The organism is Vibrio sp. 1CM23M (assembly GCF_023161755.1).
GTDB lineage: Bacteria > Pseudomonadota > Gammaproteobacteria > Enterobacterales > Vibrionaceae > Vibrio > Vibrio coralliirubri.
Genome location: NZ_JALNTR010000003.1, coordinates 34,276 through 60,683 on the forward strand (window position 1 = coordinate 34,276; position 26,408 = coordinate 60,683).

At 45.2% G+C, this 26,408-nt stretch carries 23 protein-coding genes; 8 read left to right on the forward strand and 15 right to left on the reverse strand.

Annotated elements, in window-relative coordinates:
* Positions 1–45: 45 nt before the first annotated feature.
* Positions 46–1,041, reverse strand: coding sequence for an AraC family transcriptional regulator (locus MSG35_RS11150; protein WP_052879142.1), 996 nt, complete (start codon positions 1,039–1,041; stop codon positions 46–48).
* Between the two features lie 92 nt (positions 1,042–1,133).
* Here MSG35_RS11150 and MSG35_RS11155 point away from each other — a divergent pair, with 92 nt between their 5' ends.
* Both MSG35_RS11155 and MSG35_RS11160 read left to right on the forward strand, forming a co-directional pair.
* A complete protein-coding gene (locus MSG35_RS11155; RefSeq protein ID WP_248383929.1) occupies positions 1,134–2,489 on the forward strand; it encodes a serine hydrolase domain-containing protein in 1,356 nt (451 codons plus the stop codon).
* Positions 2,490–2,555: 66 nt separating this feature from the next.
* Positions 2,556–3,347 carry a hypothetical protein gene (locus tag MSG35_RS11160; protein ID WP_248383930.1) on the forward strand — a complete coding sequence of 264 codons (792 nt, stop codon included), beginning with the start codon at positions 2,556–2,558 and terminating at the stop codon, positions 3,345–3,347.
* A 95-nt stretch (positions 3,348–3,442) separates the two neighbouring features.
* Here MSG35_RS11160 and ppsA read toward each other — a convergent pair whose 3' ends face one another.
* Positions 3,443–5,815: a phosphoenolpyruvate synthase gene (gene ppsA, locus MSG35_RS11165; protein WP_048609039.1), complete on the reverse strand. Its 2,373-nt coding sequence runs from the start codon at positions 5,813–5,815 to the stop codon at positions 3,443–3,445.
* Between the two features lie 178 nt (positions 5,816–5,993).
* Here ppsA and MSG35_RS11170 point away from each other — a divergent pair, with 178 nt between their 5' ends.
* Complete coding sequence (locus MSG35_RS11170) at positions 5,994–6,827, forward strand: pyruvate, water dikinase regulatory protein (RefSeq protein ID WP_048612835.1); 834 nt, start codon at positions 5,994–5,996, stop codon at positions 6,825–6,827.
* Positions 6,828–6,987: 160 nt separating this feature from the next.
* Here the strand turns inward: MSG35_RS11170 and grxB are convergent, their stop codons facing one another.
* The 3 genes from grxB to MSG35_RS11185 form a co-directional block, all read right to left on the reverse strand.
* Positions 6,988–7,620: a glutaredoxin 2 gene (grxB, locus tag MSG35_RS11175; protein ID WP_248383931.1), complete on the reverse strand. Its 633-nt coding sequence runs from the start codon at positions 7,618–7,620 to the stop codon at positions 6,988–6,990.
* Between the two features lie 347 nt (positions 7,621–7,967).
* Positions 7,968–8,126 carry a hypothetical protein gene (locus tag MSG35_RS11180; RefSeq protein ID WP_004733064.1) on the reverse strand — a complete coding sequence of 53 codons (159 nt, stop codon included), beginning with the start codon at positions 8,124–8,126 and terminating at the stop codon, positions 7,968–7,970.
* A 164-nt stretch (positions 8,127–8,290) separates the two neighbouring features.
* Positions 8,291–9,271 (reverse strand): Gfo/Idh/MocA family oxidoreductase, encoded by a 981-nt coding sequence (locus tag MSG35_RS11185; protein ID WP_248383932.1) that lies wholly within the window; start codon positions 9,269–9,271, stop codon positions 8,291–8,293.
* A gap of 209 nt (positions 9,272–9,480) precedes the next feature.
* On the opposite strand from MSG35_RS11185, the gene MSG35_RS11190 reads away from it, so the two are divergent.
* Positions 9,481–9,963 (forward strand): GNAT family N-acetyltransferase, encoded by a 483-nt coding sequence (locus MSG35_RS11190; protein ID WP_048609033.1) that lies wholly within the window; start codon positions 9,481–9,483, stop codon positions 9,961–9,963.
* A 2-nt stretch (positions 9,964–9,965) separates the two neighbouring features.
* Complete coding sequence (locus tag MSG35_RS11195) at positions 9,966–10,739, forward strand: L,D-transpeptidase family protein (RefSeq protein WP_248383933.1); 774 nt, start codon at positions 9,966–9,968, stop codon at positions 10,737–10,739.
* 65 nt (positions 10,740–10,804) lie between these two features.
* Here MSG35_RS11195 and MSG35_RS11200 read toward each other — a convergent pair whose 3' ends face one another.
* From MSG35_RS11200 to MSG35_RS11230, 7 genes are all read right to left on the reverse strand, one after another.
* On the reverse strand, positions 10,805–11,542 hold the full coding sequence (locus tag MSG35_RS11200; RefSeq protein WP_048617090.1) for a sulfite exporter TauE/SafE family protein: 738 nt from the start codon (positions 11,540–11,542) through the stop codon (positions 10,805–10,807).
* Between the two features lie 160 nt (positions 11,543–11,702).
* Positions 11,703–12,422 (reverse strand): glycerophosphodiester phosphodiesterase family protein, encoded by a 720-nt coding sequence (locus tag MSG35_RS11205; protein WP_248383934.1) that lies wholly within the window; start codon positions 12,420–12,422, stop codon positions 11,703–11,705.
* Between the two features lie 56 nt (positions 12,423–12,478).
* The gene (gene ugpC / locus MSG35_RS11210; RefSeq protein WP_248383935.1) at positions 12,479–13,789 is read right to left on the reverse strand and encodes a sn-glycerol-3-phosphate ABC transporter ATP-binding protein UgpC; all 1,311 of its coding nucleotides are present in this window, start codon (positions 13,787–13,789) and stop codon (positions 12,479–12,481) included.
* A complete protein-coding gene (gene ugpE / locus MSG35_RS11215; RefSeq protein ID WP_017060566.1) occupies positions 13,779–14,621 on the reverse strand; it encodes a sn-glycerol-3-phosphate ABC transporter permease UgpE in 843 nt (280 codons plus the stop codon). The genes ugpC and ugpE overlap by 11 nt, the downstream gene beginning before the upstream one ends.
* A gap of 38 nt (positions 14,622–14,659) precedes the next feature.
* On the reverse strand, positions 14,660–15,541 hold the full coding sequence (locus MSG35_RS11220) for an ABC transporter permease subunit (protein WP_248383936.1): 882 nt from the start codon (positions 15,539–15,541) through the stop codon (positions 14,660–14,662).
* A 241-nt stretch (positions 15,542–15,782) separates the two neighbouring features.
* A complete protein-coding gene (locus tag MSG35_RS11225) occupies positions 15,783–17,075 on the reverse strand; it encodes an extracellular solute-binding protein (protein WP_048609021.1) in 1,293 nt (430 codons plus the stop codon).
* Positions 17,076–17,380: 305 nt separating this feature from the next.
* Positions 17,381–17,983 carry a 2OG-Fe(II) oxygenase gene (locus tag MSG35_RS11230; RefSeq protein ID WP_248383937.1) on the reverse strand — a complete coding sequence of 201 codons (603 nt, stop codon included), beginning with the start codon at positions 17,981–17,983 and terminating at the stop codon, positions 17,381–17,383.
* Between the two features lie 387 nt (positions 17,984–18,370).
* On the opposite strand from MSG35_RS11230, the gene MSG35_RS11235 reads away from it, so the two are divergent.
* On the forward strand, positions 18,371–19,159 hold the full coding sequence (locus tag MSG35_RS11235; protein ID WP_248383938.1) for an MBL fold metallo-hydrolase: 789 nt from the start codon (positions 18,371–18,373) through the stop codon (positions 19,157–19,159).
* Positions 19,160–19,288: 129 nt separating this feature from the next.
* Here the strand turns inward: MSG35_RS11235 and MSG35_RS11240 are convergent, their stop codons facing one another.
* Positions 19,289–19,717, reverse strand: a complete 429-nt coding sequence (locus MSG35_RS11240; protein WP_019824668.1) for a RimK/LysX family protein — start codon at positions 19,715–19,717, stop codon at positions 19,289–19,291.
* Positions 19,718–19,749: 32 nt separating this feature from the next.
* Entirely contained in the window at positions 19,750–20,655 is a 906-nt protein-coding gene (gene rimK, locus MSG35_RS11245; RefSeq protein WP_019824669.1) for a 30S ribosomal protein S6--L-glutamate ligase, read from the reverse strand.
* 602 nt (positions 20,656–21,257) lie between these two features.
* Here rimK and MSG35_RS11250 point away from each other — a divergent pair.
* Entirely contained in the window at positions 21,258–23,042 is a 1,785-nt protein-coding gene (locus tag MSG35_RS11250) for an SgrR family transcriptional regulator (protein WP_086967556.1), read from the forward strand.
* Between the two features lie 41 nt (positions 23,043–23,083).
* On the opposite strand, the gene MSG35_RS11255 is transcribed toward MSG35_RS11250, so the two are convergent.
* The gene (locus MSG35_RS11255) at positions 23,084–24,982 is read right to left on the reverse strand and encodes a methyl-accepting chemotaxis protein (RefSeq protein ID WP_248383939.1); all 1,899 of its coding nucleotides are present in this window, start codon (positions 24,980–24,982) and stop codon (positions 23,084–23,086) included.
* A gap of 278 nt (positions 24,983–25,260) precedes the next feature.
* Here MSG35_RS11255 and MSG35_RS11260 point away from each other — a divergent pair, with 278 nt between their 5' ends.
* On the forward strand, positions 25,261–26,322 hold the full coding sequence (locus MSG35_RS11260) for an MBL fold metallo-hydrolase (RefSeq protein WP_248383940.1): 1,062 nt from the start codon (positions 25,261–25,263) through the stop codon (positions 26,320–26,322).
* The last annotated feature ends 86 nt before the right edge of the window (positions 26,323–26,408 follow it).

A 26,408-nucleotide genomic window follows, 5' to 3' on the forward strand; every position in this document is an offset into this window, starting at 1 on the left:
GCCGTCGGTGTCACTTGCTTTATGTGTTCATAATTGGTCCGGCCATTAGGTCGGATTTTTTGTTGCTGAGCTCTGGTTCTGGCGTCGATAGTCAGGGGCTGTTTGTCCCACCCAACCTTTGAATGCGCGATTGAAATTACTCAAGTCGCTGTAACCCACTTGCCAACTGATGTCTTGAACAGAAAGGTTGGTCTCTTCAAGTAGCTGTTTTGCTTTAGCTTCCCGAACTTGTTCTTTGGCTTCTTTAAAGAGAATGTTTTTGCTCTTCAGGTTTCTCTGCAGCGTTCGTTTTGTCATGCCGAGCATGGTCGCAAACCACTCAATATTGAACCAAGGTAGAGTCGCATAGGTGTCTATTAATATCTCGACAGCGTGATGCCAATCTTGGGTACTATTTCGTTCTGAAATGGCACGATAATCATCGGGCAGCGGAATCGAGAACGCACCGTATTGCTCTTCAAACTGAATATCAGAATCAAAGAAATGCTTAGGTAATTTACGTGCGCTGTTGTGCTTAGAGACCAACTTGGCGTGTGATGGTTGCCAGCGACTGTCAATGAACTTACGGCATAGGCTAATCACCGTCAGGGCGCGAAACCATTCTGCTTGTTCAAAACCTGAAGTCGATGGGTGATAGCAACTTCGATGACACAGCCACCACAATCCATCGTTTTTTTCCGTCCATATGGTGACGTGATTACTTAAGGTCGATATCTCAGTAATCAAGCAGCGTACCGCTTGCTCGAGTGAAGTGCATTGTTCAATTTTTCGGTCTAGCTCAGGTGACAATTGCTCTAGAGAGGCCTTACGTCCAACCTCAATTCCTATCGAATAGCCAAACTTACGCTCAAGGCCATGAATGAAGCGAATCACGTCTTGTGTAGGAAGCCATTGATTGGATTGTGTCAGTTCAAAGGGTAGACCGCACGCAACGGCGACGGTGCGCCAATCCAGTCTATGTTTGTCACAATACTGAATATATGGAGCAATGTTACTGGTCGAAGTGAGCAGTATGCTGGTGGTGTTCGATGATGCTTTCACTGTTTTGTGCCTACCATTAAATGTCACCAAGTGACCTAATTAAGTGTAGCGCATCTCCCTATACTTCTCCTAACCCAAACAGGAGAACAATTATGAAACTTAAACACATTGCCGTTCTAGTATCGTTAGCGACCGCATCATCATTTGCTCTTGCAGCAAACCCAGTTGAAGAAGCTCTGAAAGTTGAAGGCGCTCAAGTTACCTTGACCGTGAAAGAGGCGAGCACAGCATTTACCCCAAGTTTTACTGACTCAGCTCGTGAGTTATTCAATAACTTTCATTGGCAAATGGGCGGCGACCACAGCGTTTACTACAACATGTACATGAGTGAGTTTCTACCAACGGCACTGGCGGCTCCAAACGAAGAGTACAAGCCATTAGTCAAAAATATCGACCCACGACTCGCTGCACTCAAGGTTGATACTGAAAGCAAAGGTCAGTTGACAATGGATGAGTACTTGGCGGATGAACAGTTCCGTACCCAAGGCTTTATGTTAATTCACAAAGGGGAGATCGTTTACGAAGCTTACCCAGGTATGAAGCCGACAGATACGCACGTTTGGGCATCTACAGCAAAAACGACGGTTGGCACAGTGATTGCGATGTTAGCGGAAGAGGGCAAAGTCGACCCTGAAAAAGAGATCGCTGAGTATGTTTCTGAATTGAAAGGAACGAACTGGGATGGCATCACAGTACACCAGGTTCTGAACATGTCGACCGCGCTAGACAATGAAGAGACATTAGAGTCTATCTTGAACCCAGACTCTGATGTGGTGCGTTTCTTTGCTGCATCGTTCAACTCTCCTCGTGCAAAAACGGGTGAAATGGAAACTTGGATGGAAGTGGCTCAAGGTGCACAGAAACTGGAAGGTGAAAAAGCCGGTGACCATTTCCGTTACGCATCTATCAACACCATGGTGCTGACTAAGTTAGTTGAAAACGTTGAAAACAAAACTTGGACTCAAGTATTCGAAGATCGTGTTTGGTCAAAAGTGCACGCACGTCAACCAATGCAATTCAACTTGACGCCAGATGGCATGGCGATCGCGGTTGGCTTGGTTTCATCAACGGTAGAAGACATGGCTCGCTGGGGAACACTATTTACACCTAGCTGGAAAGCGGTGGCTGATGAGCCAGTGGTGTCACAAGCTGTGATTGATCGTATCCGCAACGGTGGTGATCCAAAAGCATTCGTAGGTACTAGCAAAGAGAGCAGTTCACTGCACGCATACAACGAAAAAGCAGACTACAACGCATACCAATTCGACTTTATCTTCAACGATGGTGCGATATCGAAAAGTGGCAACCTAGGCCAATTTATTTACATCGATCCTGCACGTGACTTTGTGGGGGTGATGTTCTCAACCAACCCATACCACTCAGGTTTTGGTGAGAATAAAGGCCCTGCACTAATGCGTTCAGCAGCAAAACTACTTGCTGACAAGTAATCTATTTATTACCTAACAGGATGTTCCAGGCTTCAAGGAGGAAGCAAACGACTTTCGAGAGATATAATGAAAAAGTTTGCTCTATTAATCCCGTTGAGTTTAGGTCTAGCCCTTCCTGCACATGCCGATTCAGATTCCGAACGTGTTATCGATCCTGCTGATGTCACTAAAGTTTATACTCAAGCTGCATTGGTGTTTAATGGTAGTTCAGATATCCAATTTCAAGGGCAAGTTTCTGGCGGATTAGAAAACGGTCAACAGTTTGCCCTACTGGCTGAAGGGACGTTTGTCGATGAAAGCAACACAGCGCTTCGCGATCCAGACAAATTCGGTACAGAGTATAGTAACTCTAGAATCCAGTACTTCCATGTCTTTGAAACGGGGACGAAAGCTACGCCTAAAGTGGGTCTTTCTTTAGATTATATTAATACGCGCAACAGTATTAAAAATGACTTATTGTCGGTTGGCGGTGTTGTTGCGATTAATCCAGCTTATACCGGTGGATTCCTTGTGTTTCCAAGAGCAGGGCTGATGACAGGTAGCATGGAGATCCCTGGCGTCACTTCATCTAAAGATGATTTAACGGGATACTCGCTTGGTTTGATTACCGCGAAGCATCTCGGTGACTCTGGCGCTTATGTGTCTTTAGTCCCTGAGTGGCAGGATCTTTCTGGTGATGATATCGACATGCAAAACTTCTCATTTAAAACATCGTTAAATGTGCCGATGAACACTACAAGAACTTGGTGGTTGAATACGCGCTATGACATTACCAAAGCGGATGTTGATGTGAAAGGTGTGTCAATGCCGAATGGTTGGCAAACCGAGGCTTGGGTTGGTGTGAGATACTACTTCTAGCGCTTTAGCCAGCTAATTTGCAAAGAACCTAAAAAAGCCAGTCAACGTGACTGGCTTTGGTCGTTTAGGTACCGCGTGAAGCGTTACTTATTTACTTATTTATTGGCAACGTTACCTAGCTTCAACCACGTATCGATAACCGTATCCGGGTTTAGTGAAACAGAGCTGATGCCTTGCTCCATTAACCACTCTGCTAGGTCATCATGGTCTGATGGGCCTTGGCCACAAATACCGACGTATTTACCCGCTTTGGTTGCTGCATCGATCGCCATTTTCAGCATTGCTTTCACGGCTGGGTTACGCTCATCGAAGAGGTGTGCCACATCGCCTGAATCTCGGTCGAGGCCAAGTGTCAGTTGCGTCATGTCGTTTGAACCGATAGAGAAGCCATCGAAGTACTTCAAGAACTCATCAGCCAAGATTGCGTTCGATGGTAGCTCACACATCATGATGACTTTCAGGCCTTGGTCGCCACGGCGTAGGTCAAACTTAGCCAGAATGTCGATAACCGATGCCGCTTCGCTTGGAGTGCGAACGAATGGAATCATGATTTCAACGTTCTTAAGACCCATCTCGTTACGAACACGTTTGATTGCTTGAGTTTCTAGCTCGAAACAGTCTTCGAATACTGGTGAGATGTAACGAGATGCACCACGGAAGCCTAGCATTGGGTTCTCTTCATGTGGTTCAAACGTTTTGCCGCCGACTAGGTTGCTGTATTCGTTCGACTTAAAGTCAGACATACGTACGATGACACGCTTAGGCCAGAATGCAGAGGCGATAGTCGCGATGCCTTCTGTTAATTTGCTTACGTAGAAATCGATTGGATCTTTGTAGCCGCGAATACGTTCGTTGATTTCCGCTTTTAGCTCATCCGTTTGCGCATCGAAGTTAAGCAGTGCTTTAGGGTGAATACCGATCATCTTGTTGATGATGAATTCTAGACGAGCAAGGCCAACACCTTCGTTCGGGATTTGTGCGAAATCGAAGGCACGATCTGGGTTACCCACGTTCATCATTACTTTGGTTGGTAGCATTGGTAGCTCATCAACCTCAGAACGTTTGATTTCAAAGTCGAGTTCGCCGTTGTAAACGTAGCCTGTTTCGCCTTCAGAACATGACACTGTCACGGTATCGCCATCGTTTAGGCTGCTTGTTGCGGTACCACAACCAACAATCGCTGGGATGCCAAGTTCACGAGCGATGATTGCAGCGTGACAAGTGCGGCCGCCACGGTTAGTGACAATCGCAGACGCCTTCTTCATCACAGGTTCCCAATCTGGGTCTGTCATGTCTGTTACCAATACGTCGCCTTCTTGAACCAGTGACATTTGGTCTAGTGAATCAACCAAGCGAACTGGGCCTGAGCCGATGCGTTGACCGATAGCACGACCTTCAACCAAGACATCCGCCTTGTTGTTTAGCTCGTAACGCTCGATAACGTTTTGGTCGCTTTGAGAACATACGGTTTCTGGGCGAGCCTGAACGATGTAAAGCTTGCCGTCGATGCCATCTTTCGCCCACTCAATGTCCATCGGACGTTGGTAGTGCTTCTCGATGATCATCGCTTGCTTTGCTAGCTCTTTGATCTCTTCATCGTTGAGTGAGAACTCGTTACGCTCTTGAGTGTCGGTGTCGATGATATCTACTTGCTTACCGATCTCTTGATTGGTCGAGTAGATCATTTTGATCAACTTAGAACCAAACGTCTTTTTAACGATTGGGTAGTGACCCGCTTCTAACATTGGTTTGTGAACGTAGAACTCGTCTGGGTTCACAGCACCTTGTACAACCATTTCACCCAAGCCCCAAGAAGAGGTGATGAATACCACTTGGTCGAAGCCAGACTCAGTATCAAGCGTAAACATCACACCTGAAGAGGCTTTGTCTGAACGAACCATGCGCTGGATACCCGCAGACAGTGAAATGCCACGGTGGTCAAAGCCTTGGTGTACACGGTAAGAGATAGCGCGATCGTTAAAGAGTGAAGCGTAAACGTGCTTAGTTGCTTCGAGTACAGCATCTATGCCTTTCACGTTAAGGAAGGTTTCTTGCTGGCCTGCGAAAGAAGCATCTGGAAGATCTTCTGCGGTTGCCGATGAACGAACCGCTACAGACAATTCTTCGTTGTCTTCAATTAGCTCGCGGTAGTTCTCACGGATGTCTTGCTCTAGTGATTCTGGGAAGGGTGCATCTAGAACCCATTGTCGAATCGTTGCACCTGTCTTACGCAGTGCGTCAACGTCTTCAACATCAAGTTCATCAAGTAGTTGGTGAATGCGCTCATCAAGACCTTTGTAATCAAGAAAGTCGTTAAACGCATAAGAGGTGGTAGCAAAACCATTAGGTACAGAAACACCAGCATTGGACAGGTTAGAAACCATCTCGCCCAGTGAGGCGTTCTTACCGCCGACTTTGTCGACATCTTCCATGGATAGGCCATTGAACCATAGGGTATTATTTTGCATTTATTTCTCCAGAAACATAGCAAGCATTGTAGGGATTTAAAGGCAAACGATTACGTATCAGTTTAAAAAAATGTAAATTATTTTTTAAAGCTGTGGGGGACGTAATAGTCAGCAGGGTTTCGTTATATATATTATGGTTCCCATCCTACTCAAAATAATTTTAAACATTAAATAAAAAATGCAAATTGATATCCAAAGTCGTGATGTATTCTATGTTTCTGATGGAACGGCCATAACATGTGAGACTTTAGGGCATGTTGTTCTAGGTCAATTCCCTTTCAAAGCCAATGAAAAAACCTTTCCGTTTGTGGAAAGTGAGGACAAACTTTCTGATTTATTAAAAGAGATTGAAATTTCGTATCGTGATACCGGGTTAGAACCGCTAGTGTTCTTTTCGATTGTGATACCTGATATCAAAACCAAATTGCTAGAAGCGCCCGCGCACTGTTATGACGTGTTAGAGAGCATCGTGCAGAAAGTACAGGATGACATTCAGATGGCGCCTGTTCCTAAGTTGCAGCGCTCACGCAGTGTAAACAAGGACTCGGTGAAGTATTTCGACCGTATTGCTGCGATTGAGTACACGCTCGCGCATGATGATGGCATCACGCTAAAAGGGCTGGAAGAAGCCGATATCATCTTGTTGGGTGTTTCTCGAAGTGGCAAAACACCAACAAGTTTGTATATGGCGATGCAGTTTGGCTTACGCGTAGCAAACTACCCATTTATCCACGATGACTTGGCACGCTTAAAGCTGTTGCCAGAGTTTGAGATCTACCGACATAAGCTGTTTGGTTTAACCATTGATGCAGAAAGGCTCACTGAAATTCGTGAGAACCGCTTAGCAGGCAGTGAATACGCCAGTGACTCACAATGTTTGTATGAATTGCAAACGGTGGAGGCGATGTTCCGCAGAGAGGCTGTGCCGTATATCAACACCTCTTCACTATCGGTTGAAGAAATTTCGACACGAATCTTGGAGCGAACAGGTTTGAGAAGGCGTCTGCTGTAAGACAAAGCCTTAGAGAAATAGAATGGCCAGATAAAAGAAAATCGAAGCTCGCAGTTTACACCTGAGAGCTTCGATTTTTTGTTTGTGCTCGTTGTAGTCGCTTGCGAATCAGAGCTTGCTTTCTTAATTAGAGTTTGCTTTCTTTATCAGAGATAGTTTTCTAGCGAAGCAAAGACAGCTTTAGCGTTTCACTTTTCTTTTCTAACCAGCGTTCAAGTGCTGGTGGCCAGCTGATGCTTGGTTCTACGCAAAAGCCACGAAGCATCGAGAAATACACCGCTTGATCGATTAGAGGTAGTGATGACTCACCATTCTCTAGATCCAGTAATAGCTCGGCATCTTTCAGTAATGGGTTAATCAGTTGAACGAACTGAGGCGTCTTTTCTAACAGTTCTTCAAAGTTAAAACCTTCAGTCTCTTTACTGGCACGCCAAGCTTCTTTAGCTCCAGCAGAGCGATATTCAGCCAAGTCGAGGTTCCACCAACGTGGGCGTCCAATCTGTTGAGTAAGAGGGAATGCGCGAGTTTGGAACACTGTCACTTGCTCTGATGGCATACGCTGCTCATCGCTTGATTTCAAGTCCATGAAGTAAGCGATGATATCTAGGCTCTCTGACATAATAGAGCCATCGTCTTTTTGTAAGACGGGTACCATCTTTTTACCGATCAGATCGATAAGGGTTTGGGCATCATCATAATCGACAGAAACAAGCTCAATGTTCAAGCCTAGCGATTGAGCAACGTAGGAGACTCTTGCACAGAAAGGGCAGTGGTCATAAATGTAAAGCTTCATAGCTTCCCTCGTTCGGGTCTTTCTTAGTATAAGATGATGCTAATGTACCAGAAACTTTCGCAGACAATAAGCCTTTGTTAACCAGAACGATTCACTGCGATTAAGTGCTCAGGGATATCAAGAGAACGATGAGAATAAGCGCCTAGTGTAGAAACTCGTTGCCTAATTCTATTGTCAGTTGGGTGCCGTTTTATCGTAACGAGTAAGCGAATGAGAAAGCTGGTGGGTAAATGACGGGCATAAAAAAGGCTCTGGCTGCTCACTCTAATGCAGAAGAGTGAAGTCAGCCAAAGCCTCAATTTTTTTACCTTTAGTAGAGTGACTACTAAAAGCGCAGAGTGGTTAAACTATGCTTTTTTAAGATCTTGCGCTGGGTAAGTAAGCGTCATTGCGCCTTCTACCGTTGTAACGTGAACGTAGCCGCCACCAGCACTCAGGCCAGTTACTACCATTTCACCTAGTTCAACACCTTTTGTTGCTACAACGCGATCATCAACTGAAAACACTTTACACACCTTCAATAAATTAAATAAATACGATAGATATCGAACGCGGATTTAAACAGATGGCACCCCAATCAACTAATCCAGTTATTTGTCGTAAAGATTAAATTCAGTTATGTATAAATCAGTATGTCTTAAAAATCAGTTTGTTAACTTACGCTGTGACGTTATTTATCCGCTGGATACACGACACCAACTTGTTGGCGCATCTCTGTAATTAACTTAGCAACCGTTAAAGCGCGCAGTTGGGCTTGCGCTTGTGTTGCGTTGTCGCCAGCAATGCAGCTAGCAAAGGCCTGCGCTTCGTAACTCATGGAGTTTTCGCTTTGTGCTTGAGTAAGGTTTTCTATCGTGCCATCGCGGTAGCGGATCTTAACGTCAGTACATTCAGCGATGTGATCGATGATGATCGCCCCTAATTCACCTTGGATCTCGCTTGGCGCATAAGAGTCGCTGACTTTGGAGTGCGCAAGGGTCACATCAAACTCAGGGTATTGGAAGATCGCACAGCCATGAGCATCGACACCTGAATCAAGTAGCTTTGCAGAAGCCTGTGCATTTTCAGGTTTGCCAAATAGCGCGACTGTCGCGGCAACACAGTAAAAGCCAATATCGACCAATGAGCCGTTAGAAAAAGCTGGGTTGAAGGTGTTTGGGTTCTCGCCGTTTAGGTACTTTTGGTAGCGCGATGAATACTGGCAGTAGTTGATGTGTGCCTTATGTACCTTGCCAATCTTTTCTAACCCAAGTTGAACTTGCTTAAAGTTCGGTAGGAATTGAGATTTATACGCCTCAAACAGCACCACACCGTTTTTCTCTGCGACTTCGAACATGCGTGTTGCTTCTTCAATATTTGATGCAACCGGCTTTTCACAGATAACATGCTTTCCGTGTTCCATCATGAAGATAGATTGCTCGCAATGCAGTGAGTTCGGTGAAGCGATGTACACGGCTTCTACAGTGCTGTCATTGGCCAATGCGTCTAGAGAGTCATACGTTGTTTCAACGTCAAATTCTTGGGCGAACTGTGCTGCGCTCCCTAGATTTCGAGAGTAAACCGCAGCAAGTTGCATCGATTGAGATTCGTGAGCAGCTTGAACAAACTTTTGTGTAATCCAATTGGTTCCAATTACAGCAAACTTAATCATATAGGTATCCAGTCGTTAGTATATTGATTCTGCAGAGATAGTAGCACTCAACGGCTGGCAATGTGCCTGAGATTTACGGAACAATTTCCCTAAACATAGTGCCTAATATTAATGATCAGCCTTCACAGAGCGTCTGAGTTGACCAGTGTAACGGTGCACAACTAAGCCATTTTTGCTAAGGTGTTATTGAATTCAAACAAGGTGATGATATGCAAATCCGGACGGCCAAGGTAACTGATATTAACGCGATCTTAGCGCTCTCTGAGCAGATAAACCGTCAACATCATCTTGGTGCACCTATGGTATTTGCGCCAGCGTCACAAGGCTTGGCCGACAGTGAAGAGTATTGGTTAGGTTTGATGCTTGACCCACTTGGCGCTTTCTTGGTTGCAGTAGACGACAAGCAAGTCGTTGGCTTTTTAGCGGGTAAGGTAACGCAGAACAAAGGTGTCAGTTTTATTCAGCCACACAAGGTGGCAAGGGTGAATACGATTGTGGTGAACGATCAGGTTCAGAGCAAAGGTGCTGGTCGAGCGTTAATGAAGTCGTTTAATCAATGGGCGCAGGCGAGAGGAGCGATAGAACTTAGGTTGGAGGTAATGGAGTTTAACCAACAAGCTCAGAGTTTCTATGAGTCGTTAGGAATGGAAACTCAGTCACGAACCATGTCCATGCGTTTTGAGGAGATCTAAAGGTGCGTCTGTTTCTGCCTTTATCACTGTGTTTACTGTTTATGGCTTCGAATGTGAATGCTGAGCAGGTCGTGGTCGAGAAAATAGTCTCAGACGCGACCGCTATCGAAACCATCGTATTCGAGTCGGCACCGGCTCATTCTCAACGTGTCTCAACGTCTTCATCTAACTCAACCTCTTCCACGAGCTCAAACTCCACGCATGTGATTATTGTGGATGATGTTCTTAACAGTCGCTCTGATGAAAAGGTAGCTCAGCTTTCTCAAGGCTCATCAAAACGTCCACCTCAAAGTTCCTCTCGACAGTTTTACAACGTACCGGATAGCGCTTCTGAGATAGATTCGCTGTCGCAAGTGGTTACTTTAGTTAAAGTTGATAAATCGAAACGTAGGATGTATCTGCTAAAAGGTGAAGAGGTGATTCAGGAGTTTCGTATTGCGCTAGGCAAACAACCGAAAGGGCATAAACGCTTTGAAGGGGACAACCGAACGCCGGAAGGGGAATACCAGCTAGATTATGTGATGGAAGAGTCGGACTTTTATCGCTCAGTACATATTAACTATCCGCAACCTTCGGATATGCAATGGGCAGAGCAAAATGACGTAGACCCCGGAGGAAACATAAAAATCCATGGCATCAAAAATGGTGAGCGTCGTTCGCCGAGCTTTATTCAAAGCTTTGATTGGACGGATGGTTGTATCGCATTAACCAATCAAGATATGGATGAGTTTCTCCAACTTGTAAAAATGGGTACCCCTATCCATATTGAATGGTAGTTATCGGTACCCAATTTCCCTGAACAACTCTCAACAACAATTGCCGAAATCAGCGCTAAATCCAGTTACAGTAAGACTCGACCTGCACTGAAGATTGCAATCACAATCAGCAATGCAATGGTGACTGGCTTAAACTTCGCTCCACCAAATCTCTCGAACAGTTTAGAACCCACATAACCGCCAAACATGCTGCTTGGTAAGAGTGCGAGGGTCAGCCAAACTACATCGCGGTCGACTAACCCAGCGATAGATGCCGAAACAAACGCAGTGGAATCAGCTAATACAAAGAAGGCTATCAGGCCGGCTCTGGCAATGTGCGGAGCTACTGGGCTTGCTAATGCATGAGTGCCAATTGGAGGCCCTGACATCGAAGCCGCGCCGTTCATTACACCCGCAAGGCTGCCTAGAATATAGGGAGCAAATCTAGGTTCGCTTTTGTACTGGAAGCCTTTGTAGATCATAAGTGCAGACGCAAAAATGAAGGCACTGATGATCAAGATGATCGTGTCTTGGCTAACGGATTTAAGCAGAAGTAAGCCGACTGGTGTGAAGGCAAAACAAGGGATAAATACCTTTAAAACCCAGCGCCAGTTAACATGCTTTCGAACTTTAGGCAGTAATTGAACATTGCCTAGGAGATCGATCAGCATGAAGACAGGAACCAGTTCGATAACAGGCGCGAATAACGCACTTAATGGCAATGCCACTAAGGTGAAACCGAAACCTGAGAAGCCACGAACAATAGCGGCGAAAATGAAGATTGCACCCAAAATTGGGAAGGTTGGACTAAAAATGAGATCCATAAATTAAGTAACCAATGAAGCTGTCTAAATAGAGCGAGCTAATGAAACCAAGTGAGTAGCGGAATGTACTCCTACTCACTTGTGTTTGCTACCTAATTTTAAGGTTTCCCGAGAGTTAATTTTAAAGTCTCTCGGGGTTGTTTTTGCAGTATTCGTTTGGTCAATTTATAGAGGTAAATTGATTCGGAAAATCAGTGAATACGGCATCTACTTTTGAGATGAGTTTGAAGTGAGACGGATCGTTTACTGTGTAGCACCAAGTTTGAATATTTGCTTCACTGAGTGTATCAAGATCGCTCTGATTCACATGCTCGTAATTCATGTGACAGCTGAACGCTTTCACCTCGTCAATCAACATCAAGTCGGCTTGAGTCAGTTGCTCTGTGATCACACCAACTCTGTATCTCGGCAGGTGATGAGCCATTTCAGAAACGACTTGATGGCTGAAACTTGAAAGCAGCACTCTGTCGGTGTCTAGATTTGAACGAATCAACTCGGTATGCAGCAAATCAACGACATGAGGCGCTTGATGTCGACTGTCGACTTTGATTTCTAAGTTCACGCTGAGATCATGCTGCTCAACAAGCGCAAGCAACTCTTCCAACGTCAATATTCTTTCACCAGCGAACTGCTCAGACTTCCAACTGCCAAAATCGAGCTGACGCAGTTCTGCAAGGGTGTGTTCGTCGACACGACCTTTGCCATCGCTGCAGCGCTCAAGGGTGTGGTCGTGACAAACCACAAGTTGATCATCCTGAGTTGGCTGAATATCTACTTCAATCCATTTCAAGCCGAGTTTAGCGGCTTGTTCAATGCTTGCTTTGGTATTTTCTGGGTGAGTACCTGCTACACCCCGATGACCTACGATGATAGACGACATAATTAATCCTTCTTAAAGACGCACCGTAAAAACGCATTAAATATCAGTGTACTCGATTAAGCGAGAGCCGTCGTTATGCTTGTCGTCTCTTCGCGTGACTCTTGTGAAGTAAAGTTATTCGGCTGAATACGCTTTCCACGACTGTCAAAAATATGCAGGTTGGATTTATCAATGCTTAATCCGAGCGGCAGTACTTGGCATAGTGTCGTTTCTGGCGTGACAGCGATAAAGGGTTGGTCGTTTACAAGGCCATGAACTAATTGATTCGGCCCCAACGGCTCAACCACACTGATACGCAGTTCGAGAGGCAAGGTGTTCATCTTTAATTCGGAACAAACCTCAGAGTGTTCAGGGCGAATGCCAAGTGTGATAGTCGCGTTCTTAACGTGCGCGTACTCTGGCAGATACATTTGTTGATCGCCGATTTCAAGATAGCCATCATCGAGCGTGGCAGTTAAGAAGTTCATCGCGGGGCTACCAATGAAGCTTGCCACAAAGGTGCTGGCAGGCTGGTGGTAGACTTCTCTTGGTGTGCCGACTTGTTCTATCTGACCTTTGTTGAGAACCACAATTCTATCTGCCAGTGTCATGGCTTCGACTTGGTCATGAGTCACGTAAACACTGGTTACGCCTAGCTCACGTTGCAGCTTTTTGATTTCTAATCTCATGTGAGCGCGCAATGAAGCATCTAGGTTAGACAAAGGCTCGTCAAACAGGAACAGTTGAGGGGCACGTACAATCGCTCGTCCCATGGCAACACGCTGGCGCTGACCACCCGAAAGCTTGGCTGGCTTGCGGTCTAGGTACTCTTCGATTTTCAGTGTCTTGGCGACTTTCTCAATCTTCTCTTCAATCACGTGTTGGCTGACACCCCGGTTCTTTAAACCATAAGCGAGGTTTTTGTATACCGTCATGTGAGGGTAGAGTGCGTAATTTTGAAAGACCATGGCAATATCACGTTGAGCTGGCTTTTCGTTATCAACACGACGGCCACCTAAGTGAATCTCACCGCCAGAGATACTTTCCAGCCCCGCTATTGAACGCAGGATAGAAGACTTGCCGCAGCCCGATGGACCAACCAACACAAGAAATTCACCCTTTTCGATATCAAGCGAGACATCTTTCACTGCACGATGACCGTTCTCATAAGTCTTTACCAAGTTTTTGATGCCTAACATGGTAGGTGCTTTGTGCGTATGGTTTTGAGTGGCTTGGGTGTGCCCTAACGTTTGTTTTAATTTTGGCATCGGGGTGTCCTCTGTATTTTTGTGTATAGCTTGGTGAGAAGGCAGGTGAGACATCTTGTACTCAGCGAGTGATTGAATGCGGTTGTCGTTCATTTGATTTGTGTCGTTATTATTTTTCACTTTCTACTAGCCCTTTTACAAACCAACGCTGAAATACAACCACCACTAAAACGGGTGGCAACATAGCTAAAATCACCATGGCAAAAACATAGTCGTAGCGCGGTAAACTGGTTTCATTGATGTTGTTGAGTACTTGTTTGATGCCCATCACGATGGTGTTGTAGCCTTCGTCCGTGGTCATCATGATTGGCCACAGATATTGGTTCCAACCCACCACAAACATGATGATGAAGATTGCTGCGATCATGGTTTTAGACAGTGGCAATAAGATGTCGACAAAGAATCGAAACGGACCTGCGTTATCTAGCTGAGCGGCTTCTAACAATTCATCGGGGATGGTTTTGAAGAACTGCCTAAAAAAGAACGTCGCGGTGGCTGAGGCGATCAAAGGCAGAATTAAACCTGTGTAGCTATTAAGAAGCCCAAGCCCAGCGACAACCTCATAGGAAGGGATAATGCGCACTTCTAATGGCAGCAAAAGCGTCACGAAGATCAACCAGAACCAAGCTGTAGCATAAGGCAGTCTGAAGTAGACCAAAGCATATGCCGCCATCATCGAAATGATGATCTTACCGATCGCAAAACCTAGCCCCATGATCATCGAGTTGGCGATCATTTTGCTGGCGGTGACTTCGCCACTGAAGCCCATGCTTTTGTTCCAAGCTTCGCTATATATGGCCGTAAAGTTATCGCCTGGTAGCCATTGCAGGCCTTCGCTGACAATGGTATTTGGGTTATGCGTCGAGCTAGCGAAGATGAGCCAGATAGGGACCAACATGAACAGCATCCCAGCAATTAAAATTAGGTGGTCAGAAACCTTATTACTTTTCATAAATAACTCCTGTCGCGTTAAAACCTAGTTGTAGTGGGCTAGTAATGAACACGCTTTTCTACAACGCGAAACTGGATAAATGTAAGAGTGAGCACCAGTAGCAACAACACAACTGACTGCGCAGAGCTGCCTCCTAAATCTGCGCCAACAAACCCGTCTCGATACACCTTGTACACCAACGACGTTGTGCTGCCACCCGGGCCGCCATTGGTCATGGTGTCGATCACGCCAAAGGTTTCGAAGAACGAGTAGGTGAGGTTGATGACCAAAAGAAAGAAGCCTGTAGGTGCGAGTAGCGGGAAAGTAATGGTCCAGAAACGTTTTGAGTCGCTGACGCAATCCAGCATCGCCGCTTCTTTTACGGCGTAAGAGATCGATTGAAGCCCAGCCAGAAAGTAGATGAAATTCACCGAAACCTGTTTCCATACCGAAACCAAAATCAGAGCAAACGTGGCATCTAAAGGGTCGGTCTGGAAGCTAAAGTTCCAGCCTATAACCGCAAATATCTCGGTAAACACGCCAATATGTGGGTTAAACAAGAAAGCACCGATAACACCAGCAATCGCAGGAGCAACCGCGTAAACCCAAGTGAGAGTGACCTTGTAAGCGCCTTGTCCGTGAATGATGTTGTCGGCTTTTACGGCGAGCAGCAAGGCTAAGGCAAGCGATAAGAAAGAGACCACGATTGCGAACATTAATGTGAAGCCAATCGAGTTCAGATACTCGTTCGATTCGAATAGCATCTGATAGTTTTCGAACCATACGAATATCGATGAAGTGCCCCAAGGGTCTTCTAGCATGAAGGACAGGTAAACTGCCTTTGCCGCTGGGTAGATAAAGAAAACCGCAATGATGAGTATCTGAGGCGCCAAAAATAGGTAAGGCAGCGGAGAGTGAAAGAATTGCTGACGTCGTTCCACAGGGTAATCCCCAAAATTAGTGACTGTTATCACTGTTAGTTACGGTGAGCACTAGCGCTATAGCAAAGGAATGCATCCAGTTGAGTTGTAGTTTTTGGAGCAAGAAATGGCGCTAGTGAAGAATCTCCTCACACCTTGCCATTACGTTTTTAATGACGCAGTGACAAGTGGTGAGGAGCAATGAACGGCTTTGGTTTATTAAGCCTTTAGCTCGGTAATCTGCTTTGGTTAAAAAGCAGAATTAGTTCATCGTACGAGCGAAGCGTTTCAGCAGTTTGCTGCTCTCATCTTCGACTTTATCTAGGCTGTTCTCGACACTAGAGCGGTCGGCGAAGATATTGTCGAATTCACGATGCATCACTTCACGAATTTGAGGGTAGTAACCTAAGCGGTAGCCTTTAGTCCATTCGCCCGATTTTAGGCTTAGCTGCTTAACGCCCACTTCTGCGTCTGGCTGTTCGTTGTAGTAGCCAGACTCTTTCGCTAGCTCATAGGCAGCCGTTGTTACAGGTACATAACCAGTGGTTTTGTGCCAGTAGACCTGAGTTTCAGGCTTAGTCAGGTAATCAAAGAACGCTGCGACACCTTTGTCTTGTTGTTGGTCATGGCCATTGAGTGCAAACAGAGCTGCGCCGCCAATGAAGGTTAAGCCTGCGTCTGGGTTAACCGATTTCCAGTATGGAAGGTATGTGGTGCCGAGTTCGAAAGGTACGCGATTACGTAAGCCACCGAATGAGCCTGAAGAACCCATCCACATCGCCACTTCTTGGCGCTCGAAAGGGGTTTGGTTTGCATCCCAGTCGCTGCCGTAATACTTGTAGTAACCGAGATCTGACCACTCTTTCATCTTGCTTACGTGCATCATCATGTCTTTGGTGTTGAACATGATTTTAGTGGACAAGCCATCGTAGCCGTTGTTTTGATCTGCGACTGGCAGGTTGTGGCGAGACTTAAAGTTCTCGAACATGATCCATGGGGTCAGAGATTGAGAAAAGGCGATGTGTCCTTCCGCCTTCAGCTTCTTAGCAACGACTTCTAGTTCTTCATAAGTTTTAGGCGCGTCTGCACCGACTTCCGCGAGAAGATCTTTGTTGTAGTAAAGAACCGGTGTCGAACTGTTGAAAGGCATACCAACCATCTTGCCTTGGTTGTCGGCATAGAAGTTACGAACGCCCGCTAGGTAGTCGTTTGAATTAAAGTTGTAGCCCGACTCAACCAGAATATCCTGTACCGGTTTCGCGACGCCTTTCGCGTTCATGATGGTTGCTGCGCCAGCATCGAAGACTTGCAGAATATTGGGTGCTTCACCTGCTCGGTATGCCGCGATACCCGCTGTTAAGGTCTCTGTGTATGAACCTTTGTAGATTGGCGTTATCTCGTAATCATCTTGTGACGCATTAAAGTCGGTCGCAATTTTGTTTACTGTTTCTCCAAGTTGGCCGCCCATTGCGTGCCACCAAGTGACTTGAGTCGTTGCGAACGCTGGCATTGCCGCTGTCGCAGAAAGAACGCCTGCCAAAATTAGCTTATTCATCTTCGTTTCCTTTTGGATGAAATCGATGTCGAGGTATTGGATTAGAGTGTTAACGAGACGGTAGGGGTGTCGTTTGAAGCTATCTTGAACAGGGCGTATTTCACTTAAGTGGCTAAACCGTTTCATTGATATGAAAGATTCATTTCGATTTCATTTAAGAGAAAAGTTATTGATGATTTTGATATTTATTGGGTACGGTTTTTAATAGGTATGTTGTTCAATGCTCGCTCAATATTTGTTCCATAAAAAAGCCTCTCGAAGGAGAGGCTTTGAATAAGCTAGAGCTTGTAATAATCGGCTTGGTTCTAGTGTGCAATATCGAGTTGGTTGTCTTTCACGCCGTTAATACGGAACCAACCTGCAATACTGAATCGTTCTGTGTTTGTCGGCAGTACCTCGTGTGGGAACTGTTCAGATAAGAACACAAATAAGCGGCCTGACTTTGGTGGAATGGTCGCGATGTGGTTGTCTTTTAGGTCGTAAACCACAAGCTCACCAGCGTCTTCTTCTGTCCACTCATCATTCATATAGAACACAGTGGTCAGGCGGCGGTTTTCATTGCCCTTGAAACAGTCTAAGTGCTTCTGGTAGAAGTCGCCTTTTTCGTATTTAGCAAAGTGCGCTTCGTACTCGAACAGACCCAAAAAGAACGCTTGGTTTGCCGCTAAACGAATTTGTTCCATCTTGTCTAGGAACAGAGATGCTGGCTGACCCATATCGCGGCGCACCCATTGAATCTTGTCACTACGGATGGTCGACTCTCGCGTTACTTCATCGTTACGGCCAATCCTAGCCTTTTTCCAGTTCTCTGGAATGCAATCCCTCAATGCCACCACTTCTTCTTGAGTTAAGAAGTCATCCCAAACGAAATAACCATGGGTAGAAAGAGCATCGATTAATTGGTTCATGTATAGCACTCAGACAATAAATTAGAGGCGCATATATAGTCCTAATAACTTAGGTCAACAAATCACATGTTTTGTCGTTACGACAAATGGTATTGGAGGCTTGAATCGCAAGGCCTACAGAGCAAGGTTTACGGCAATGTGGGCATTCGATAATGCTGAAAAATATCGGATGAAATTGATGCTCATCTTTGGAATCTGTTCCCGTTGCATTGAGTTGAATTGGATTTGAGTAACATTCGATCTGAGTGATTTAGTGGATTCCAATAGAAATCTTGATTCGAGTTCTCTATCCGTTTTTAGATTGTTGTTTTTAACAAAATGATCACAATCGAAGTTGGATTTGCTATTGTATAGGTCTGACCAGTTGTTTTATCACAAGGAGTGGGTTTGCAGCTGCATACCATTAAAGGTTACATCCAAGACATGTACTTGGTGGAGTATCCAGACAAATTACTGTTGCTTGATGGCGCGTGCCGTGCGGATATTCCTCACCTTAAAGCTTTCATTGAAGATGAGCTTAGCCGTGAATTTAGCGATCTACACACTGTGGTTGTGACGCACATGCACCCCGATCATGCAGGCGCTGCGCATACGCTCAGAAAGCTCACTAATTGTCATTTGGTGGCAGCAAACCGAGATAAGGATTGGTATCACGGCATTGATGGCATTTTGATGCACTTGACCGACTTAGCGCTTGCTAGGTGGATGGCGAACCGCTTAGGCAAGCCTAAAGCAAACCTATGGTATTCAAGAAAGTTAAAGCCGGATTACAAGCTGTCTGATGGGGATAGCATTCCGGGATTTGATGATTGGTTGGTTCTAGAAACGCCGGGGCACACTGACAGAGATCTTTCGGTTTATTGTCCATCTCACAGCGTTGCCTATGTGGCAGACTTAATGGTAGAAGTGAAAAAGAAACTGATTCCGCCTTTCCCTATCTTTCACCCTAACAAGTACCGAGCGTCAGTATCTCGTATCTATGAGATGCAGCTTGATACCTTGCTGGTGGCGCATGGTGGCCAAGTCGATTTTAGTCAGAAAGCTTTTGAACATCTGTTAATGAGTGCGCCAAGAAGGCCCGTTACACATTGGCGAGTGACAAAAATTAAAACCAAGAAATTGTTGTTATCGATTTGGCGATTTGGTTTTCAATCCCATGGCAAATCTAAGAAATAGATAAGCTCAAAGCAAGATCGGCAACTCGAAATTAAAGAATAGAACGCAATAAGGCCAGTCATGAGACTGGCCTTATATCGTTGTGACTAACTTTAGTTATAACCTGTGGAGCGGTTACGATGACTCGGATTAGTGAGTCAGCAGGAATTCACCCGCTGGATCAACAATCACTTTGTCACTCATGCCTTGACGACCAAGTAGCATCATATAAGTCATATCTTGACGGTTGCTTAGCGTGATATCGATAGGCCATTCCTGACCGCCGATTTTTAGCATGGTTTCAATCACACAACGGTGTTCAACTTCGCCGTTCGATGATTTGATTCTTTTACTTGTTTTCAGCTTCGCTTTGCAGCGCACAGTCTCTTCTAGGTGGTAAACGTCTGGGTGAAGATCGAATTCAACGAAGTTCTCACCGTCTGTTTTTACACATAGTAGATTGTCTACGTGTAGAGAAGAGGTTTTAGCCCCTGTATCAACACGTGTATGTAGCCCAGTTATCCCTAACTCTGGTAAGCAAAGTGCTTCTGTATTCCCTATGATCATTTTATTGTTCATGTTATTTCCAATCATGAGTTAACGGCGTTAAATCAGCCTTTGCCACGAGTACGGTTAGCGTTTGGTTTTGCATTTTTTTCGATGAATTCGAAAATCATGTCTGCTACATCTTTACCTGTCGCTTTCTCAATACCTTCTAGGCCAGGAGAAGAGTTAACTTCCATTACAACAGGGCCATTCTTAGATTGTAGAATATCAACACCACATAGGTTTAAACCCATGATTTTCGCAGCATTGATTGCTGTAGCGCGCTCTTCTTTGGTTAGTTTAACCAGTTGAGCTGTACCGCCACGGTGCAGGTTAGAGCGGAATTCACCCTCACCAGCTTGACGCTTCATCGCTGCAATTACTTTGTTGCCAACAACAAAACAACGGATGTCTGCGCCATTTGCTTCTTCAATGAACTCTTGAACCAAGATGTTCGCTTTTAGGCCCATGAATGCTTCGATAACGCTTTCTGCTGCTTTGTTTGTTTCAGCTAGAACCACGCCGATACCTTGAGTACCTTCAAGAAGCTTGATAACCAGTGGCGCGCCACCTACGTTTTTGATCAAGTCTTGAATCTTGTCTGGGCGGCTAGCGAAACCTGTTTTTGGTAAGCCAATACCTTTGCGAGACAATAGTTGTAGTGAGCGCAGTTTGTCGCGAGAACGACTGATTGCAACTGACTCATTGATACAAAAAGTGCCCATCATTTCGAATTGGCGAACAACCGCAGTTCCGTAAAAGGTAATGGAAGCGCCAATACGTGGAATAACAGCATCGTATTGAGGTAGCTCTTCACCCATGTAGCGAATCTTCGGATTGTTACTCGCGATATCTATATCACAGTGCAGCGTGTCGATAACATCGACCTGGTGACCACGTGCTTCTCCAGCCGCTTTTAAGCGAGAAGTAGAGTATAGATTTTCGTTGCGAGAAAGAATTGCGATACGCATGGCGTTTCCTTAGTTAATACCTGATTGGTAACTGCAAATAAATTAGTTGTTAGCTGAGCTTTCAGTTTTTCTGAGGCTCCTTGCTTGCTTCGGGGCGAACCTTAAGGCTTTTCGTTTAACTAAGAAAACGAATTAAATTTGTCGAGTCGACAACAGAAATTTATCGAATGCGTGAACGATTGGTACAACTGGGTTGAGAGGGGATTTGGAATGGAAAAGCGAGTTGAGACCTAACTCATATTGGGGGCAGGAGCATATTAGGTTGTACTCAACTCGCGTTAACTCGGTGCTTAAAAGTGTACTAATAACGCCAGTTACATAGCTCTATAAGTGTTCGTAGTGCTTCTCTTTCGAGCTTGCTACAGGTGCTTTTTAGCTTATTAAGATAGTATTTTCTCATGATGATTACTTCTCTTGTATTAGGCTTTGGTGGGAACTCAAAGTTCCTTGCTGACCCATTAATTATGGTCATTTAACAGGAAGTAATAAACAGACGGTTTTTTGGTAAGTTGTTCCTGTTTTTGTCTTTTATCGTCACTTAGAGACAAATGTGTTTTATAATCGGCTTTATGAGGAAGGGTTGTTTCTAAAAGGTTCATTATTTGTCTGATCTAAACATGATGCGTTACTACACTCGGCTGGATTCGTTTGAGCCTAACATCTCACATTCGGTGACTTTGACTGAGGTGGCAGACAAGCTGTTTACCAGTTTGCGCCATGCACGAACCTTACTCGGCAAGATGCATCAGGCTGAATGGGTGGTGTGGGAGCCAAAAGTTGGCAGGAATCAACGTTCTAACCTGACATTGCGCTTTAGCAATCAACAACTGACTCAGCATGTTGCCAGCAAGCTGATAGAGCAGGGCAAGTACGAAAAAGCGCTCTCTATTTTGGATAATGACCGTGCAGTGTTTGGCTCTCTTCTCCAAGAAACATCCGGTGCGACGATGCGCGAAGGGTTACTGCACGTCCAATTAACCTACAAACGTAAGTTCGAAGATCTGTTCCCGCATCATATTCATCGTAGTAGTGAACGATTTTTGATCAGGCAAGTGTTCAGTTGTTTAGTGACTTGTAATGGCAAAGGCGAGTTGAAGCCTGAACTGGCGCATCATTGGCAATATGATGCTGAAAAGCTCGTTTGGACTTTCTATCTGCGCCCGGGACTTACTTTCCATGACGGACAGCCTGTGGATGCTAAGCAATTAGTTTCGATGTTTTCTGCGTTGCAAACCTTACCTTTCTATCAGACAGAGCTAGCCCATGTCGCTTCGGTTTACAGTGAGCAGCCATTGAGGATCAGTTTTCAACTCACTAAAGCAGATACCGGCTTTGCTGGCTTACTTGCTGGTGTTAAATATTCGATTCAACCCGCAGCGCAAGTCACCCGAGAACCGTCGCCATTAAGTACCGTGTCCCATGCTGTTATTGGAACCGGCCCATTTAAAGTGGTTGAGACCAACAATGAACGAATCAAGCTCGCTGCATTTGAACACTATTATGGTTGTCGCTCGTTAACCGATGAGGTGACCATCTGGCAGTTTGAGGAATCAATGACGGGCACTGCTCGTTTCGATGATAGCCAAATGCACGTATCGCCTTATGAAGATTCATCGTGCTTCCATCAATTAGGGAAAAGCGATGCGGAACTTGTTTCAGCAGACACAGACGGCCTTCGTAGCCGAGTCGAGGATGGATGCTTGTTTATCCTGTTCAATCAGAACTCAGCGGCTAGCCCACTAAATAATGAGCAGCGCAAATACCTTTCACAACTGACCAACCCACAAGCGATTTTGTCTCAGTTGGAACATAACAAGGGTTTGTTCAGTGTCTCTTTAGCTCAAAATATACTACCAAGTTGGCAGAAATTGTATCGAACGCCTTCGAAAGAGACACAACTGCCGAAAAAGATGAGCATTGCGGTTTACGACTATTATGCGTTGTATCGATGTGCGATTTGCGTATCCGATATACTCAAACGCTATGGCGTGGAAGTTGAGGTGAACACCTACAGTTTTCGAGAGTTGGCGCAGCTCTCTCAGAGTGGCGAGTTAAAGGAGGACTTAGTGTTGTGTAACCTCAACCTCGATGACAATGCTCCGTCTTCGCTGTTCTCATGGATGATGAACGATCCTGTTTTGCACTCTGCTTTGGGAGAGATGAACAGCGACTGGCTCAAGCAGCGCTTGGATAGTCATAAAGCATCGGTTGAACTGCCTAATTACTTGGCAGAGCTAGAACCCATCGCGTCTACTCTGATCTCAGACTATTGGTTAGTGCCTATGTTCCATCACTTACAGACCGTTCGTTTCCAAGGGATTCTGAAAAACGTGGCCATCACCAACTGGGGATGGCCAGATTTCAAGAATGTATGGTCTGCTGATTAACTTGAGTGGGAGTGGTCAGCATATTTCCTGTTCCATGCAAGTTAGCATTTGAATTGAGAAACCAAACTCGTTAAATGCATTGCTTTGGCGCGTAGGTGCTGACACTCTTGCGCCGTTTTCTCTATCATATTGTCGCTCTCTCGGGCTATTTCAGAAATTCCAGAGATATGCGGTGAGATCTCGTTGATGACGTTTGATTGCTGACCTGTTGCTGAGGCGATCTGCATGTTCATGGCATTCATCTCGTCGACACTATGAGAAATACTCGAGAGTTGTTGCTCTGAGTTGGAGGCTTCAACCTGACAATTACTGCCAAGGGTAGTGCTGGTCTCGATAGCCGTCACGGCTTGTTGAGTACGTTGCTGAAGCTTTTCAATAATACCTCGAATCTCTTCGGTCGATGCTTGGCTTCGTGAGGCGAGAGTTCTTACTTCGTCTGCTACCACCGTAAAACCTCTACCTTGTTCGCCAGCTCGAGCGGCCTCTATCGCGGCATTAAGAGCTAATAAGTTGGTTTGTTCAGAGACACTGTTGATGACATCTAACACGCTATCAATGGAGTTCGCATCTTGAGCGAGTTGATTGATAATCTCCGTTGTGTCATCGAGCTGCTTGTTCATATGCTCGATGCTTTCTGAAGTGACAGAAACGGACTTTTGACCAATGCTGATCGCACTCGCTGCGTGTTGTGCGCTATCGGCGGCACCATTGGCATTTTGTGCGATTTCGTCAGAACTGGCTCCCATCTCGTGAATGGCTGTTGCAACTTGTTCTATTTGGCTGGTTTGTTGTTTGATGTCTTGCTCCATCGACTGCGCCATGTGATCGACACCTTGGATAGATTCAGATATTTGGATACCTGTATTTGAGACATCTTTGAGTAAATCACTCAGATATTGCACGAACTGATTGTAGCCTTTCGCGATTTGTCCTATTTCGTCATGTCGCGAATCATCTAAGCGAAAGGTGAGGTCACCACCACCTTTCCCTATCTGTTGTAATCGATCGGCTACTTCCACAAACGGAAGCAAGAGCTTGTTGGTCGCCCATGCTGCGATCGGCGTATAAATGGCAGCAATGAGCAGAGCCATAAAGATGATGGTTTGGCTAAAGCCGTTTAATTCACCTAGTACGTCTTGTTTAGGAATTTGCGTAATTAGAGTCCAACCTATACTTGGCATCGCTTTGGAACCCAGAATTTGCGGCTGACCTTCGACGATAGCTTCATGAACGACAGTTTGTTTACTGCCGATTAACTGACTAGCTTTAATGCCTAAAGAGTCTAGTGAACGTCCAATCAGGTTCTTATCTGGGTGAACCTTGATGATCCCTTGTCGATCGACAAGAAAAACAATACCGCTTTCTCCGACGCTATAGTTGCTGATCAATTGAGTAATACTTTCCAACGTTAAGCCAATACCAGTCACGCCAATACGTTCGCCATTGCGAGTGACTGCATAGTTAACAAACAGTGCCGGGATTCCGGTGGCTGCATCAATATCTAAAGAGAGCTCAAATGGCTGATTTGACTCGATGAATCGATAGAACCATTGGTCGCTTTGTTCATTGGTAGAGATCGTTTTTAGCACACCGTTATGGGTGTAGTAAGTGCTTGCTTCGTTGGAGACGTAATAGGCACTGATCGCGTTGAACTCATTTTTAACAGATTGAAGATAGGTTTGAAGCTCTTGTTCCGAAAGTCTGGTTTGCTGCATTAAAGGTGAAAGCGTCATCATCTTTGATGCAAGAATAGGCGTTTCTAACTTGAGATTGATTTCATTACTCACCTCGCCAAGTGACGCTGGAAGCTCTCTTTCAAAGGTTCTGTCAATCAGGATGGTTCGGCTTGATTGAAATGAATATATCCCCATCACGCTAATAATGGCCAGCGCAGCGATGATCGTCGCCAATATTGCTTTAGTTCGTATCGTAAAGTGCAATTTAGATTCCCTTCTAAAAACATTCAATTCCATTTGTAAATGTAATGTTAATTAAAACCTGACTTTTTGGTCAATAAATGAAGTCTAGAAATGAGTGCTGTGCGATATTTGTACAGTTTTAATATGTCCACATTGGTCTTTGCTCGGCATACGGAGCGTTTCAGATCCAAATTCAATGAATAAAAAATTACACTCACTGGTTTACTTTTGTTTTTTGGTATGTAAACTAGCCAGTGTAGTTTTTGAGTTGGGCTTTCCCAACAGTTGAAGAGATACCAATGAAAAAATATCTATTACCGATTTTAGGAGTACTTGCCGTGGTCGCTATCGTAAGCACAGGTTCACAATCAAATGACAATCTAGATAAGCTTCCAAAGAAGTTTGCTAACAGTGAGTTAGAGTACAAATCGGGCATGTCTGATATTTTTTCAATCTTGAAAGCGTATGTAACCGTGGAAAGAAATGAGCCAGTGCCACGTGTTGCATTGCCTTTAATGCCGATGACAGCCGAGCAATTGGTCGAAGAGCAAGAAGACGTTGCGTACCGCTTAGGTCACTCCAGTGTGATGATGAAACTGGATGGCAAGTTAGTGATGACTGACCCTGTGTTCAGTGATCGCGCATCACCTGTGCAATGGATGGGGCCAAAACGTTTTCATCCGACACCAATCACACTGCAAGACCTACCCGATATCGACGTGGTGGTGATCAGCCACGATCACTACGACCATTTAGACAAAGGTGCCGTTAAGGTGCTCGCCGACAAAGTGGGTACGTTCCTAGTGCCATTAAGAGTGGGCGCACTATTGGAAAAGTGGGGCGTGGATAAAGAGAAGATCATTGAATTGAACTGGTGGGAATCGGCAACGGCCTCAGATATTGAGTTCACGTTGACACCGACACAGCATTTCTCTGGTCGTGGCTTGCTTGATCGTGACCAAACACTGTGGGGTAGCTGGGTTATTAACGCTTCAGACAAGAAAGTCTTCTTTAGCGGTGACTCCGGTTACTTCAGCGGCTTTAAAGAGATTGGCGACCGCTTCGGGCCGTTTGATTTAACCATGGTTGAAACGGGCGCGTATAATTCTCTTTGGGCGGATATTCATATGTTCCCGGAGCAGAGCGTTCAAGCGCATATTGATCTGCAAGGTAAGGTGATGATGCCAATCCACAACAGTACCTTCGATCTTTCTATGCACGATTGGCAAGACCCAATGGAACAAGCTCTGGCGATTAGCAAAGAGCGAAATGTGCAAATGGTAAGCCCGGTGATGGGTGAACGTTTGGTGATCTCAGAGCCGGTACCTGTTCAGGCATGGTGGAAACTAGCATCGAATTAGAGCTGTCATCCAAATAGACATAGCTAAACCACTAAGCTGTACAACCCAACTTATATAAAAAACGCCACCGATCTTACGATTCGGTG